Below are 213 nucleotides of genomic sequence, written 5' to 3'. Positions count from 1 at the left end.
GTCGCAATCCCCTTACGGGGAAGCACCTCGTGCAACTTGGATGGTTACGGCCCTAGAGGAGTGGGAGGACTTCGAGCCGTCGCAATCCCCTTACGGGGAAGCACCTCGTGCAACCGGAGTTTTTCCGCAAGCGTAGCCGGGGGCTCGGCTACATTCTGTCGCAATCCCCTTACGGGGAAGCACCTCGTGCAACTCATTGACCACGGTTATAAG

Source organism: Thermus oshimai DSM 12092 (assembly GCF_000373145.1).
GTDB lineage: Bacteria > Deinococcota > Deinococci > Deinococcales > Thermaceae > Thermus > Thermus oshimai.
This window is presented reverse-complemented; position numbering follows the sequence as displayed.